Below are 14,345 nucleotides of genomic sequence, written 5' to 3'. Positions count from 1 at the left end.
ACCTACTCGGCCCTCGGCCCGAGCCCTTCGGCGATCTCGAAATAAACCGGCAGCGGGGCGCTGCCAGCGAGTTTGAAAAGACGCACCGCAGGTCTCGTGCGCAGCGCGAGCGTGTCCCTGACCGCCTCGTTGTAAAAGCTCCTCGCGAAACGCACCCGGCACTCTGCGTCGGCCCGTTCCTCCAAGAGCTGGTCCGAGAACCCGCCCTGGCCGACCCCGGCCAACGCGACCGAGAGCTCGCTCTCCAGCTGTTCGCGGCCGGGCCGGGCATCCCCCGAGGCGGCCTCTGCGGACGCAGCACCGTTCGGCACAGCGGCCGTCTCCACCGCGCGGGCGATCCGGGCGAGATCAGCCCCGCTCGGGCCGAGCTGCGCGGCGACGGTCCGCGCCACGAGAGCCCGGCGGTCGAGCGCCGCGAGCAAGCCCTGCCAGGCCAGATCGCGGCGCACGTGCAGCCGGTCCAGCCGTCGCGCAGTCTTGACCATCCATCCTGCGAACAGGAGCATCCCGAGCAGCAGGACCACGAGCGCGACGACGAGCAGCAGCGTCATGCGCCCGCCACCCGGACGCCGGGCGAGCCGACCGTGACCGTCTCGTACACCCGCAGGATCTGCTTGGCGATCACAGTCCAGTCGTACGCGGCGACCACCTCGAAGCCTGCCGCGACGCTGCGCTCGCGCGAGACAGGGTCCGAGAGCAGCGCGCCGACTCCCTCCGCCCACGCCTCGCCGTCTCCGATCGGAAGGAGCAGCCCGGCCCTTCCGCCCCCAGCCTCATCGACGCCGAGCACCCGGCGGAACGCCTCAAGATCGCTCGCGGCCACCGCCGCGCCCGCGGCCATCGCCTCCAGCAGCACGATGCCCTGGCTCTCCCCGCCCGTGTTCGGAGCGCAGAAGACATCCGCCGAACGCAGCGCCGACGCTTTGTCCGCCTGGCTCACTTGGCCCAAAAATCGCAGCCTGCCTGCATGCTCCCCCGCCTTCGCCCGCGCTCTGCGCTCGTCGCCCGGCCCGACGACCAGCACTTCCACCTCGGGGTGCTTCGCCACGATGCGCGGCAACGCGCGCAGCAACGTCACGAAGCCCTTGCGCGGCTCGTCGTACCGGCCGAGGAACAAAATCGTCCCGCCACCGCGCGGGTATCCGGGCAACGGCTCGGCCTCGTGGAAGTCCCGCACGTGCAGGCCGTTGGGGATCTCCACCGAGCCGACGCCGACGGTCTGCATCTGCAGCCGTCGCGAGAGCGGGGAGACGGCGATCCGTCCGACGATCTTCTCGTAGTAAGGGGTCAGCACGGGGCGCAGCGCGGCGAGCATGAGCGACTGGACCGCTGCCGCGTGGAACGTCGCGACGATCGGCCCCTCGGCCGCCTTCACCGCGAGGAACGACAGGCTCGGCGCGCTCGGCTCGTGCACATGCAGCACGTCGAAGCGCCCCTGCGCGATCCATTGGCGCAGTTTCGCGAGGGCCCCGAGGCCGAACTGCAGCCGGACCGTCGAGCCGTTGTAGGGCACGGCCAACGCGTCGCCACTGGAGCACACGTAGTCGGGAAGTTGCGCGCCGTCGCTCGCCGGGGCGATCACCTGCACCTTGTGCCCCTGGTCGATGAGCACTTGGGCGAGTTCGAGGACATGCGCCTGCACGCCCCCCGGCGCGTCCAGCGAGTAGGGGCAGACCATGCCGATCCTCATGCGGCAGACCTCCCCCGGTGAAACTGGTGGATGAGATCCAAGGCCCCGGCAAAGCGGAGCAACGCAGGCCCGCCCGTCGGCGGTGGAGACACAGCACAGTGCCGCCAGAGCGCCGGGGTCACCTGTCGATATCCCATAAGGGCTGCAACATGTGCCAGTCTTCGGGGCGTGCTGCGATAGCGGTCTCGAAGGCTGCGGCGATCCGTCCGGTCGCGGCCTCGACCCCGTCGCCCGTGTCGAGCTCCGGGCCGATCTCGGCTCGCCAGCGGCCCTCGGGCCTGCCCACAGGCTCGTACCAGGTGTGCGCGGTGACCAGGGCCGCGCCAGTCTCGACCGCGAGCTTCGCCGGGCCCAGCGGGAAGCGCGCCGTCTCGCCGAAGAACTGCACCGGGACGCTGCCCCGGCTCATGCCTCGGTCCGCCAGGAGGCACACGACTTTGCCCTCCCTCAAGCGCTGGGCGAGGACCTTGTACGGGCCCTCCCCCGCCGCCTCGTCGGCGCCCGACAGATGGGGCAGAATCTCGAAGCCCAACGACTCCCGGTAGGCCAAGAACTTCTGGTACATCGACTCGGGCTTGAGCCGCTCCGCGACGGTCGTGAACTGCCCGTGCCGCGCCACCAGCCACACGCCCGCGAGGTCCCAGTTCCCCATATGCGGCAGCGCGATCACCACGCCCCGCCCTTGGGACAGCGGCTCGTCCAAATGCTGCTGCTGGGTCACCGCCGCGTCCACGTCGCGCGCCAGCCGCGCCTGGTCCATGGCCGGGAGGCGGAACGCCTCGCGCCAATAGCGGGCGTATGAGCGGAAGCTGCGCTGGACCAGCTCCTCCGGCACCTGGTCGGTCGGGACGGCGAGCACTCGCGCGAGGTTCTTGCGCAGCTGCGCCCCCGCCCCTCGGCGGAACGCGAAGTCGGCCCCCTTGCGGAACGTCGCGCGGGCGGCGCTTTCCGGCGCGAGACGGACAAGGCCCCAACCTGCGCTATAGCCCCAGATGGCGGCCCGGTCTTTCAGGGTCACAGTTTTGAAGCTCTCACTCATTGGGGCCCGTCAGGCTGTTTCGAGCCGCGCCAGACCGAGAGGATCCGCTGGCCGACGGTGATCACGCTGGTGAGCGCCAGGAAGGCGACCGCGAGCGGCAGCGCCTGCCACACGCCGAGCCCGGTGAGCAAGGCTCCGACGAGAATGATGACAAGCCGCTCCGGACGCTCGATCCACCCGCCGTCCCCGTTGAGGCCGCTCGCCTCGGCCCGCGCCTTGATATAGGAGATCGTGAGCGCCGAGACCAAACAGACCAGGAGTCCGACGAAGAGCAGCTGGAAGCCCTCGGGGCTGAGCTGCGTCCCTTCCGAGGAGACGGCGGAATTCGGGATGTAGACGTATTTTTGGCGAGTCGCCGTGAAGTACGAATCCGCTGCTCGGCCCATCTTCGCGGCGCCCAACGGGAATGCCGCCCAATAGGCCAGCGCGCCGAAGATCGCCCCGTCCGCGATCCGGTCGCAGCTCGCGTCGAGCACCGCGCCGAACCTCGTGCCGCCGCCAGAAGCCCGCGCGACCGCCCCGTCGAGCATGTCGAAGACCGCGAACGCACCGCACACCACGGCTCCGAGGATGAGGTGGCCGGTCGGGAAGAACACCAGGGCGGAAGCCACTGTGCCGAGCGTGCCGACCACCGTCACCACGTTCGGGGTCACCCCGCACCGGACCAGCGCGCCGCCAAGCGGCGCGATGACCTTCGAGACAGCGGGTTTGACGAGCGACGACAGCACTACTACAGACCCGGCTGCGGGGGGTATTGCCCTGCGGGCGGGTAGCCACCAGGGCCGTACGGGCCGGGCTGCTGCGGGTAGCCACCGGGGCCGTACGGGCCGGGCTGCTGCGGAGCCTGCGGCTGGGGCGCGGCAGGCTGTTGCGGCACTCCGCCTGGCCCGAACTGCGGATAGCCCAGCTGCGCTGCCGTCTGCTTGGCGGCCTCGGTGACCGGGACCGCCACAACGGCGGTGCCGTACGCGCACATCTCGGTGAACACCTCGCCCATCTCCGACGTGTCGAACCGCATGCCGACGACGGCGTTGCCGCCTCGGGCGCGCGCCTCGTCGATCATCCTGCCCATCACCTGGTTCCGGCTGTCGGCCAGGTTCTTCGTCATCCCCTGCAGCTCGCCGCCGAACATCGATTTGAAGCCGGAGCCCATCTGTGAGAACGCGTTGCGGGAGCGGACGGTCAGGCCGAACACCTCGCCACACACCCGCTGTATCTCCCAGCCGGGCAAGTCGTTCGTGGTCACCACCAGCAAAGCCATCTCCTCTCGTCTCCGACGATTTTGCCGCCCTTAGCGTACGCGACCGATCAGACGGGACTCTGGCCCCACGCTTCGGCGAGCAGAGCACGGGTGTCCCGCAGCAACTGCGGCATCACCTTGCTGGCCCCGATGACCGTGATGAAGTTCGCGTCCCCGCCCCACCGGGGCACGATATGCAGGTGCAGGTGCGCGGCGACCGAGCCGCCCGCGGCCGCGCCGAGGTTGAACCCGACATTGAACCCGTGCGGCCGGGAGATCCGCTTGATCGTCCGCAGTGCCTCCTGGGTGAACGCCACGAGCTCGGCGCTCTCCTCGACCGTGAGCTCCTCGAACTCCGCGACAGTCCGGTACGGGACGATCATCAGGTGGCCGGGGTTGTAGGGGTAGAGGTTCAAGACCGCGTACACCAGCTCGCCCCGCGCCACGATGAGGCCCTCCTCGTCGGGGAGGCTCGGCAGCTCCGCGAACGGGTTCGCGGCCTCGCCCGTCTTCGGCCCCTCCGCGATGTACTGCATGCGGAACGGCGACCAGAGCCGGGCCAGGTGGTCCGGTTCCCCCGGCCCCTGGTCGCGCATCGTCTCCGGCTGCTCGCTCATGGCCCTATCCCGCCGAGCCGAAGCTCTCCGCCGTGGGAGAGGCGTTCTCGCGGCGCGCGACCCAGTCCACGACCAAGCCCTTCGCCTCGTCCACCGGCACCGCGTTGCGCTGGCTGCCGTCGCGGAACCGGAAGCTCACCGTGCCTGCCTCGACATCCCGAGCGCCGACGAGGACGAGGAACGGGACCTTCTGCCCGGTGTGGGTGAAGATCTTCTTCTGCATCCGGTCGTCGCTCGTGTCCAGCTGGGCGCGGATCCCGCCCGCGCGGAGCGAGTCGACGAACGCGCGCAGATGCGGGACGTGGTCGTCGCTCACCGGGATGCCCATCGCCTGCACCGGCGCGAGCCAGGCCGGGAACGCCCCCGCGTAATGCTCGGTCAGCACCCCGATGAACCGCTCGATGGAGCCGAAGAGCGCGCGGTGGATCATGACCGGGCGCTCCCGGTGGCCGGACGAGCCGGTGTACTCCAAGCCGAACCGCTCGGGGAGGTTGAAGTCGAGCTGGATCGTGGACATCTGCCAGGTCCGGCCGAGCGCGTCCTTCGCCTGCACCGACATCTTCGGGCCGTAGAACGCCGCCCCGCCCGGATCAGGCACGAGGGTGAGGCCGGAAGCCTCGGCCACCTCCGCCAGGGTCCGGGTGGCCTCCTCCCAGATCTCGTCCGCGCCGACGAACTTCTCCTCGTCCTTGGTCGACAGCTCGAGGTAGAAGTCGTCGAGGCCGTAGTCGCGGAGCAGGTCGAGCACGAACTGCAAAGTCTTGGTCAGCTCGTCCTTCATCTGCTCGCGGGTGCAGTAGATGTGCGCGTCGTCCTGCGTCATCCCGCGCACGCGGGTGAGGCCGTGCACCACGCCGGACTTCTCGTACCGGTACACCGAGCCGAACTCGAACAGGCGCAGCGGCAGCTCGCGGTACGAGCGGCCGCGCGAGCGGAAGATCAGGTTGTGCATCGGGCAGTTCATCGGCTTGAGGTAGTAGTCCTGCCCCGGCTTGCGCACCGTGCCGTCCTCGTTCAGCTCCGCGTCGACGTGCATCGGCGGGAACATCCCGTCCGCGTACCAGTCCAAGTGCCCGGAGACCTCGTACAGGTGCGCCTTGGTGATATGCGGGGTGAAGACGAACTCGTAGCCCGCCTCGATGTGCTTGGCGCGCGAGTAGTCCTCGAGCTCCTTGCGCAGGACGCCGCCCTTGGCGTGGAAGACCGGCAGGCCCGAGCCGAGCTCGTCGGGGAAGCTGAACAGGTCCAGTTCCGCGCCGAGCTTGCGGTGGTCGCGACGTTCCGCCTCGGCGATCAGCTCGAGGTGCTGTTCGAGGGCTTCGGCGGACTCCCACGCGGTGCCGTAGATCCGCTGGAGGCTGTCGCGGGACTGGTCGCCGCGCCAATACGCCGCCGAGCTGCGGGTGAGCTTGAACGCCGGGATGTGCTTGGTGGTCGGGATGTGCGGGCCCCGGCACAAGTCGGCCCACTCGCGCTCCCCCGTGCGCGGGTTGAGGTTGTCGTAGATGGTCAGCTCTTTGCCGCCGACCTCCATGACCTCCGGGTCGTCGACTCCGGATTTGTCGCTGATCAGCTCCAGCTTGAACGGCTCGTCCGCGAGCTCGACGCGGGCCTCCTCGACCTCGACGACCCTTCGGGAGAACCGCTGCGCCGCCTTGATGATCTTGCGCATCCGGGTCTCGAGCCGCGCCAGGTCCTCCGGGGTGAACGCGTGGTCCACCCGGAAGTCGTAGTAGAAGCCGTCTTTGATCGGCGGACCGATGCCCAGCTTCGCGTGCGGGAACTCCTGCTGCACCGCCTGCGCCAGCACGTGCGCGGCGGAGTGCCGGATGACCGAGCGGCCATCGTCGGAGTCCGCCGGAACCGGCTCGACCAGGACGTCCTCCTCCGGAACCCACGCGAGGTCGTGCAGCGCCCCGTCCGCGTCGCGGACCACGACGACCGCCTCCGGCCCGGAGGTCGAGAGCCCCGCCTCCCGCACCGCCGCGCTCGCGGTCGTCCCGGCCTGCACCTTCAGCGCGGATGCCGAGGCGGGCGGGGCGATCAGGTCGACCATGGGGTTGCTCCGTTCGAGATGGGTTGCATGCAAAACAAGGTTTCGGATCTGACCATGGTAACCGGCCTGTCCCCTGGAATTGTCAGATGCCCAGCGGGCTGCGCAGCCACGGCTCGTCCAGCCCGATCAGCCGCCCCGCGATGGCGAGCGCCCCGAGCAGCCACAACGTCAGCACAGTGAACGCCAGCGCGAGGAGCGCCAACAGCGCCCGCAACCAGAGCGGCTGCCTTCGCTGCCACGCCATCAGACGGTCGTATTGCCGTTTGGCCCACCGCAGGACGCGCGCCGCCCAGGGGAACTCGGTGGCCAGAATGCCGAGTCCGAGGAAGAGGACCGCCCAGCCCGGCCCGGGATACGGGATCATGACGGCGCCTGCGACGAAGACGACGCCTCCGACGACCGCCACGGCGATCCGATAGGCGAGAGAGAGGGCTGGGCGCTCGCGCAGCCACAGCTTCAAATTTTCGATGTGGTCCCGGCTGGTTTCGAACCAGCGACCTTCCGCGTGTGAGGCGGACGCTCTCCCACTGAGCTACGAGACCTTACGTGTGGCATTTTGCCGAGCGCCTACTTTAGCTGGGATTTCTTGCGTTGTCTAATCGCCACCGCCAACCGCTGGCAACGGCAAACGCGCTCAAATGGTGATCGAAAACCCTTAGACCGCGAACGAGGTCAACAGCCCGCGAGCCGCCACAGCACGTCCAGCCGCTCGTACAGGGGCGCGGCGCCCGCACCGGGGTGAGACGGCTTCCCGTAAGGCAGGCCTCGACCGTTGTGCCAGGCCGCCACTTTCTCGAAGTACTTCGCGCTGCCCTCCGCGCCCTCCACGTAAACGGCGGCTGCCGCGACGGCTTCGCGCGCCGCGTCGCGCAGCTCCGCGCCGATGTCGCTCCCGTTCGCCCAGAAGCGCTCCGCGTCGTCCGAGATCCTCCCCGCCGCTGCCGCCATGGCGCGCAGGCGTATCGCCATCTCCCGCGCGGCGGCGCCCACCTGGCCGCGCTCGGACTGCGTGATGCTCCCCGGATCGTCCGAGCTCAAATTCTTGATCGTTGCCTTAAACCTCGTGGACGTGGCCTGGTAGGCGCTGACCGCTTCATTGAGGCGTTCCACGTTTCCTCTCAGCGCAGCACAGCCCGGACCGCCCGCTTCCGGTTCCGCCCAAGACACCCCGTCGCCTTGGGCCGGAGCCGCCGGCACGACCGCGCGCCCGGACCGGCTCTTGAAGTACCCGGTCGCGCATCCGACCACGACCACGATCACGACCACAGCGAGCACTGCAGAGTTTCCAAATAATTCGACCATGCCGTACCAGCCTATCCTCGACCGACCGGTCGAGGGTATCACCGCCGCGCCAAGGCTGCTCGGCGGCAGGCAAGGAGGCCACCGCGCCTGGAGCTAGCACGGAGCGAGGCGCGCGCCCTTCGGCGAAGAAGGCGCTACGACGACCCGGAGTCGCGATTCCTCACTGCTGTCGCCGACACGACGTTGAAGAGCTCGTACCGGGCCTGGGAGACCACAAAGCCGATATTGTTCTGCCCTTGGGTGCAAACCCGGTTCCACACAGGGTTCTGCGACGTGTCGGTCCAGCACTGAACCCCCTCGGCCATGCAACGAACTTCGCTCGCATTCGTCGCCGTGCAGGTGAACCCGCTCGCGCTGATGCTCTTCCCCGCAGGCAAGACCTTCGCCTGGTCCGCTTTGAAGTTCGACCATTTCTCCTGCTGCCAGTTGGCTGGCGACACTATCGCCGTCGGAGCTCCTTGCTGCGGCCCCGCAGGCGTGGCCGGATGGTATCCGAGCTCGATCTGTGTCGCGGTTTTGGCGACGGTCTTCGGAGCCTGGCCCTCGTCGTCCGCGTTCTCGTCCTCCGGGGCAGGAGCTGTGAGCGTCGGCAGCTTCAAAGCCTCCGGGAACTGGCCAGAGGTCGAGACGCAGAACACTGTTGGAAACTGCTCGGTCGGCACGCCGCACAAAATCTTGCCGTCAGGAGAGAGGAACGCGACCTCTCCGCCCCGACCGCGCGCGGCGATCAAATAATCCGCCGTGTCCACAGTATTTGCCGAAGGCTCGGCATGGGCCAAGGGAACCGCGAACCCGAGAAGGGACATCGCGGACCCACAAAGCGCGACGGTGCGGTGGAAAAGACTTGATGTACGGCGCGAGATCACGCGTGGATCCTCGCATGGCCGCTTGCGCCAGCACAATAAAAAAACTCCTTTCATACGCAATTTGCCCAATTCTGCACTTCTTGACGTTGCAGTTCGACGTCGCAGCGCCATGTGGAAGCGGTGGCGCGACGAGCTGGACGACCACCACGCCCACCGCCCGGGCTGACGCAGAACCGCCCTTGGGCCGCCAACAGCCAGGGCCCTCTTCGCCCGCGACAAGCACGCCACTCCACGCGGTCGATCATTGCCCCTGGCGGCGAGGACGACCGCCCCCAGCAAGCCCCCCTCAGGAAGCGCGCTCGAAAAAATGATCAAAATGTTCGCAAAAAAATGAGCCCGGACGAAGGATCTGCCTTCGCCCGGGCTCGCCGTGGTGCGCGATACTGGGATTGAACCAGTGACCTCTTCCGTGTCAGGGAAGCGCTCTCCCGCTGAGCTAATCGCGCAGGTTCCGGGTCCGCCGACCTGAGTCGGGCACCCGATGTGCTCGTGCATAGTACCGCACGAAGTCCCCGATACCGAAATATCGAGGTGGAGACGGGATTCGAACCCGTGTGGACGGCTTTGCAGGCCGCTGCCTCACCTCTCGGCCACTCCACCGAAGTCGCCGCCACATGTCGTGGCCGCTCCAAAGAGCCTACCGCGCCCGGATCGGAGAAGATCGCGAGCATTTGCCTGATATCAGGCCGATAAATCCCTGACCTGGCAAAATGTCCGTGATAATCTCGGATCAAGCTGAGAGGATCAGCCAGGCACGGGAAGCGGAACGTTCCGGTGACCGAGCGGATGACGAGATTCGAACTCGCGACCCTCACCTTGGCAAGGTGATGCGCTACCAGCTGCGCTACATCCGCATGTCCACTCGCATTCCGGGCGTTGCCGGGGTGCTCGTGGCGCGAGGACATACCTTAGCGCATTCTTCGGCGGCCCCGCAAATGAGCAGGTCCGAGCGGCGTTTTGGGCACGCCGGAACTCAGGAGAGCCACTCCCCCCGCCGCATCGCCTTCCGCACCCGGTTGTCGTCGTCGAGCACGAGGAAGTCGGCGCGGTTGCCTGGTTCCAGCCTGCCGACATCGGCCAAGCCCAATGCTTCCGCAGGCCCGAGGCTGGCGTAGAGCTCCATATCGAAGGCACTGCGCTCTCCTCTTCGAGCGATCCCCCCCAAGGTGCTCGTGCTGCCCGCGAGCGCGCCGTTGGCGAGCCGGGCGACCCCGTCCTGCACCACCACGTCCAGCTCTCCGAGCCGGTACCGCCCGTCGGGTTTGCCCGTCGCCGCCATCGCGTCCGACACCAGGGCGACGTTCGAGTTGTCCAGCGCGGCGATCATCTCCACGAACTCGTCGGCGACATGTTCGCCGTCGGCGATGAGCTCGACATACGTCATCCCCCCGCCTCCGGTCGAAAACTTGTGCACAACTGCCCCGACTGGGCCGAGGTTCCGATGATGGAGGGGCGCCATGGCGTTGCCGAGATGGGTGACGACCCTCCGTTTCGGCGCGTCGAGCGCTCGGCGGAACGTCGTGTAATCGGCGTCGGTGTGCCCGAGCGCCACCGTCACGCCTGCCTCGTCCAGCACCTCGACCACCTCGTCCGCGCCGGGCAGCTCCGGCGCGATCGTCATCATGACCACCGTGCCCTCCCCCACGTCGAGCAAGCGCCTGGCCATGAGCGCGTCGGGCTTCGCGAGGTAGCGAGGGTCCTGCGCCCCGCACCGGCTCGTCGCGAGGAACGGGCCTTCGAGGTGGATCCCGGCGACGACGCCCTCGTGGACCAGCGGCCGCAAGGCCCGGATCTGCGCCTGCAGGACCTCCTCTCGGGCGGTCACCAGGCTCGCCACCACCGTGGTGGAGCCGCTGCGGTGGTGGAACTCAGCCGCCTTGCGCGCCTCGTCCGGATTCGTGGTGCAGAACGTGTGCCCGCCGCCGCCGTGGCAGTGGATGTCGACGAGCCCGGGGCACAGCCTGCCGAGATAGGGCGGCGGCTCTCGCATCGGCCAACGCTGCGCCCAGTCCGCGAAGCCCTCGCGGTTCGTGATCATCCCGTTCATGACCTCAAAGACCACGTCGCCTTCGCGGCAGATGCTACCTCGGACTCGTTGCCACGCCATGGCTTCGAGTCTGCCCTATCCGAGGCGCCCTCGTGTAGGCTCGGCGCCATGATCCGTCTTTTGATCGCAGCTGGCATCGGCTACGTCTTCGGCGCCCGCGCCGGTCGGGAGCGCTACGAGCAACTGCTGAACTTCACCAAGACCGTCCAGTCCAACCCGCTGGTCGCCGAGGCCATCGCGGCGGCCCGCAAGCAGGCGGGCGACGCGCTTGGCGGCGGCCCGGCTCCCGGCCAGGGCGGCTCGGCCCGCTAGCCGCCGGACAGGCCGTCCTCCCCGTTCACCAGCTTCTGCAGCGCGCGCCGGTACGACTCCAACGCCACGAGTTCGCCGAACACCTCGCTGAAACGCGCCTCGTCCCCTGAGCGCTCGTTCCTGCTGAGCTCGGACTTCAGCTCCGCGATCTGGTCTTCGACGTCGAAAAGCTCCAACCGGGCGAGCACCGCGCCGACGTACTTCGCCATCTGCCCCTCCGAGGTGGCGATCGGCTCCACCGCGAGCTCCACGACCAACGACCGGAGCTGCTCCTCGCCCGTCTGCTCCCACACCGCCTGCACCCAGCCGTGCCCGTCCAGCCCAGGCGCGGCCTCCATCGCCCGCACCGCGCCGTCGCGGACGGCCCGGTAGTCCTCCCGCGCGAACACCGTCGGGGAGACCCCGGCGAACTGCTCCGACGCGAGCTTCGGGTGCTGCAGCAAGGCTTTGAGCGACTCGCGCTGCGACCAGTCCCGCGCCGACGGGGAGCGGCCCGGGCTGCGCGAGATATGGGGCTCGGCGGCGCGCTGCTCGCGGCGCGCGGGCTTCTCGCCCGCCTCCTCGCGGACCCGGCTCAGCACTTGGCCCGTGTCTTCCCAGCCAACCCAGCCCGCGAGCTGGCGGGCGTACTCGTCGCGCAACGCGACATCTTTGATCTTGGCCACCATCGGCACCGTCCGGCGCAGCGCGCCGACCCTTCCCTCCGCAGTCGCGAGGTCGAACTCGGCAAGCGTGGCGCGCGTCGCGAACTCCAGGAGCGGCACACGCTGGGCGACCAGCTCCCGCAACGCCTCCTCCCCGCGCTGCAGCCTGGTGTCGCAGGGGTCGAGCCCCTCGGGCATGAGGGACACGAACGTCTGCGCCACCAGGCTCTGGTCGCCGTCCCATGCTTTCAGCGCGGCCGCTTTCCCCGCGTTGTCCCCGTCGAAGGTGTAGATCACCTCGCCGTGCGACTTCTCGTCGTCCAAGAGCAGCCGCCGGATCACCCCGATGTGCTCCGCGCCGAAGGCCGTGCCGCAGGAGGCGACAGCGGTGGGCACGCCCGCCGCGTGCATCGCCATCACATCCGTGTAGCCCTCCACCACCACGACCTGGTGTTTGTTCGCGATGTCCCGCTTCGCCTGGTCGAGGCCGAAAAGGACCTGCGATTTCTTGTACAGCTTCGTCTCGGGCGTGTTGAGGTACTTCGGGCCGTTGTCGTCGTCGAAGATGCGCCTGGCGCCGAACCCGATGACCTCCCGCGAGGCGTTGCGGATCGGCCACAGCAGCCTGCCCCGGAACCGATCGACGACGCCGCGCTGCCCCTTGCTCACGAGCCCGGCCTCTTCCATCTCCGACTCCGCGAAGCCTCTCGTCCGCAGATGCCGGACGAGGTGGTCCCATCCGCGCGGGGCGAAGCCGCAGCCGAACCGCTCGGAGAGCTCCCGGTCGAAGCCCCTGCCTTTGAGGAAGTCCCGGGCGGGCGCGGCGTCCTCGCCCATCAGCCTGCCCGCGTAGAAATCGGCCGCCGTCTGGTTGGCGCTGAGCAGCCGCCGCTTGGTCCCCCGGTCCTGGACCCGGTCGGCGCTGTCGTCGACCCTGGTCAGCTGGTATTTGATCCGGTCGGCGAGCATCTCGACCGCCTCCACGAACCCGACGTGCTCCATGTTCTGCAGGAAACGGTAGACGTCCCCGCTCTCCCCGCAGCCGAAACAGTGGTAGAACCCCTTGCTCGGGGTCACCTGGAAGGAGGGGGTGCGCTCCTCGTGGAACGGGCAGAGGCCCTTGAGCCGGTCGTGGCCCGCCGGACGCAACGACACGTAGTCGCCGACGACTTCGGCGATTTGGGCGCGCTCTCGGATTGTCTCAATATCCGAAGGAGCGATCACAAGCGGATTGTACCTCCGTCGGGGTCCAGACGCTCCAGCTGAGTTTCGGTCATCGTCGCCAACTGGTCGACGACCACCCGCTCCTTCGCCGCGTCGTCCGAGGCCTCGTGCCACAAACAGGCGAACATCGGGTCCAACGAGTCCGGGGCCCGACTCGCGACCAGTTCCGCCACGCGGCGCACCCGCTCGCGCTGCCCGGCGCGCTCGCGCAGGCGGTCCGAGTCCTGCATGACGAACCGGAGGGCCGCCACTTTCAGCACCGCGACCTCGGCCCGGACCTCCCGGGCCACGGCGAGGCCGCCCGCGAACCTGCCGAACGGCCCGTCCCCGTACGCCGCCTTCGTCCCCGCGACCGCCTCGGACGCGAACCGCGACACCAGCTCGGTGGTGAGCTGCTTGAGCGCCACCGACGCGGCGAGCGAGCCGTCGTATCCGACGCACGCCCGCACCGCGTCGAGGCCCCAGAGCCGCGCCCCGGCCTCCGCGAGCTCCGACTCGTCAAAGCCTGGCGCGAACGCGTCGTCCCTCGACCACTGGTTCGGGTCGGCAAGCTCGCGAAGGTCGAACCGGCCTGCGAGCACGGCGTCCTCCATATCGTGCACCGAGTACGCCACATCGTCGGACCAGTCCATGATCTGCGCCTCGACACAGCGCTCCGGCCGCCCGTCGCCCTGGCGGGCGGACAGGCCCGCGCCGTCGCGGACCCAGTGGAACGCGGCAGCGTCCTCGTGGAAGGCCCCGTACTTGCGGAGCTTCTTCTCGCCGTGGCCCGCCGCGAGCCACGGGTACTTCAAGACCGCGTCGAGCGCCGCGCGGGTCAGGTTCAGCCCGACGCTGCGGCCCTCGCCGTCGAGCCGCTTCGGCTCGAGCAGCGTCAAGACGCGGAAGCTCTGCGCGTTCCCCTCGAAACCGCCGCACCGCTCGGCGAACTCGTCGAGCGCCTGCTCGCCGTTGTGCCCGTACGGCGGATGGCCGATGTCGTGGGCGAGGCCCGCGAGGTCCACGAGGTCGGGGTCCGCGCCGAGGCCCATCGCGACAGCCCTGCCGATCTGCCCGACCTCCAACGAGTGGGTGAGGCGCGTCCTTGGCGTGTGCCCCTCTTTCGGGCCGACCACCTGCGTCTTGTCCGCGAGCCTGCGCAACGCGGCGGAGTGCAGCACCCTGGCCCTGTCGCGCGAGAAGTCGGAGCGGGCGTCATGCACGCCGCGCCATTGGTCGGCCTGCTTCACAGGCTCCGGCGCGAGCCTCTCGAAGGCGGTCTCGTCGTACTCGTATGCGCGCCCGTGGGCCGCGTTATGCAGGCTCACT

At 68.8% G+C, this 14,345-nt stretch carries 13 protein-coding genes, 4 tRNA genes and 1 pseudogene; 1 reads left to right on the top strand and 17 read right to left on the bottom strand.

Annotated features, from left to right (window positions below; translation table 11 throughout):
- Window positions 1-2: 2 nt before the first annotated feature.
- From ACRC20_RS09125 to ACRC20_RS09055, 15 genes and pseudogenes are all read right to left on the bottom strand, one after another.
- Window positions 3-551, bottom strand: coding sequence for an NUDIX hydrolase (locus ACRC20_RS09125; RefSeq protein WP_438686042.1), 549 nt, complete (start codon window positions 549-551; stop codon window positions 3-5).
- Window positions 548-1,690 carry a glycosyltransferase family 4 protein gene (locus tag ACRC20_RS09120; RefSeq protein WP_438686041.1) on the bottom strand — a complete coding sequence of 381 codons (1,143 nt, stop codon included), beginning with the start codon at window positions 1,688-1,690 and terminating at the stop codon, window positions 548-550. Before ACRC20_RS09120 ends, ACRC20_RS09125 begins: the two co-directional genes overlap by 4 nt.
- A gap of 118 nt (window positions 1,691-1,808) precedes the next feature.
- Window positions 1,809-2,708: a phosphatidylinositol mannoside acyltransferase gene (locus ACRC20_RS09115; protein ID WP_438686040.1), complete on the bottom strand. Its 900-nt coding sequence runs from the start codon at window positions 2,706-2,708 to the stop codon at window positions 1,809-1,811.
- A gap of 17 nt (window positions 2,709-2,725) precedes the next feature.
- Window positions 2,726-3,457, bottom strand: coding sequence for a CDP-alcohol phosphatidyltransferase family protein (locus ACRC20_RS09110; protein WP_438686039.1), 732 nt, complete (start codon window positions 3,455-3,457; stop codon window positions 2,726-2,728).
- Window positions 3,458-3,666: 209 nt separating this feature from the next.
- Window positions 3,667-3,984: pseudogene (locus ACRC20_RS09105) on the bottom strand (YbjQ family protein); the annotation flags it as partial.
- Window positions 3,985-4,037: 53 nt separating this feature from the next.
- Window positions 4,038-4,586, bottom strand: coding sequence for an HIT family protein (locus ACRC20_RS09100; RefSeq protein ID WP_438686038.1), 549 nt, complete (start codon window positions 4,584-4,586; stop codon window positions 4,038-4,040).
- Window positions 4,587-4,590: 4 nt separating this feature from the next.
- Window positions 4,591-6,642 carry a threonine--tRNA ligase gene (gene thrS, locus ACRC20_RS09095; RefSeq protein ID WP_438686037.1) on the bottom strand — a complete coding sequence of 684 codons (2,052 nt, stop codon included), beginning with the start codon at window positions 6,640-6,642 and terminating at the stop codon, window positions 4,591-4,593.
- 82 nt (window positions 6,643-6,724) lie between these two features.
- Window positions 6,725-7,102 (bottom strand): TIGR02611 family protein, encoded by a 378-nt coding sequence (locus ACRC20_RS09090; RefSeq protein ID WP_438686036.1) that lies wholly within the window; start codon window positions 7,100-7,102, stop codon window positions 6,725-6,727.
- A 10-nt stretch (window positions 7,103-7,112) separates the two neighbouring features.
- Window positions 7,113-7,184: transfer RNA gene (locus ACRC20_RS09085), tRNA-Val, on the bottom strand.
- Window positions 7,185-7,314: 130 nt separating this feature from the next.
- Complete coding sequence (locus tag ACRC20_RS09080) at window positions 7,315-7,944, bottom strand: hypothetical protein (protein ID WP_438686035.1); 630 nt, start codon at window positions 7,942-7,944, stop codon at window positions 7,315-7,317.
- A gap of 134 nt (window positions 7,945-8,078) precedes the next feature.
- Complete coding sequence (locus tag ACRC20_RS09075) at window positions 8,079-8,693, bottom strand: hypothetical protein (RefSeq protein ID WP_438686034.1); 615 nt, start codon at window positions 8,691-8,693, stop codon at window positions 8,079-8,081.
- A 488-nt stretch (window positions 8,694-9,181) separates the two neighbouring features.
- Window positions 9,182-9,256 (bottom strand) — tRNA-Val (locus ACRC20_RS09070).
- A gap of 83 nt (window positions 9,257-9,339) precedes the next feature.
- Window positions 9,340-9,410 (bottom strand) — tRNA-Cys (locus ACRC20_RS09065).
- Between the two features lie 181 nt (window positions 9,411-9,591).
- Window positions 9,592-9,664 (bottom strand) — tRNA-Gly (locus ACRC20_RS09060).
- Window positions 9,665-9,783: 119 nt separating this feature from the next.
- A complete protein-coding gene (locus ACRC20_RS09055; protein ID WP_438686033.1) occupies window positions 9,784-10,917 on the bottom strand; it encodes an N-acetylglucosamine-6-phosphate deacetylase in 1,134 nt (377 codons plus the stop codon).
- 48 nt (window positions 10,918-10,965) lie between these two features.
- Here ACRC20_RS09055 and ACRC20_RS09050 point away from each other — a divergent pair, with 48 nt between their 5' ends.
- The gene (locus ACRC20_RS09050; protein WP_438686032.1) at window positions 10,966-11,169 is read left to right on the top strand and encodes a hypothetical protein; all 204 of its coding nucleotides are present in this window, start codon (window positions 10,966-10,968) and stop codon (window positions 11,167-11,169) included.
- Here the strand turns inward: ACRC20_RS09050 and dnaG are convergent.
- Window positions 11,166-13,037 (bottom strand): DNA primase, encoded by a 1,872-nt coding sequence (gene dnaG / locus ACRC20_RS09045; protein ID WP_438686031.1) that lies wholly within the window; start codon window positions 13,035-13,037, stop codon window positions 11,166-11,168. The two genes, ACRC20_RS09050 and dnaG, sit on opposite strands and share 4 nt — an antisense overlap.
- Window positions 13,034-14,344: a deoxyguanosinetriphosphate triphosphohydrolase gene (locus tag ACRC20_RS09040; protein ID WP_438686030.1), complete on the bottom strand. Its 1,311-nt coding sequence runs from the start codon at window positions 14,342-14,344 to the stop codon at window positions 13,034-13,036. Before ACRC20_RS09040 ends, dnaG begins: the two co-directional genes overlap by 4 nt.
- Between the last annotated feature and the right edge of the window lies 1 nt (window position 14,345).

This window comes from Segniliparus sp. (assembly GCF_051660745.1).
Lineage (GTDB): Bacteria > Actinomycetota > Actinomycetes > Mycobacteriales > Mycobacteriaceae > Segniliparus.
The sequence above is the reverse complement of the archived record's forward strand: the minus strand, read 5'-3'. Positions and strand labels throughout refer to the sequence as shown.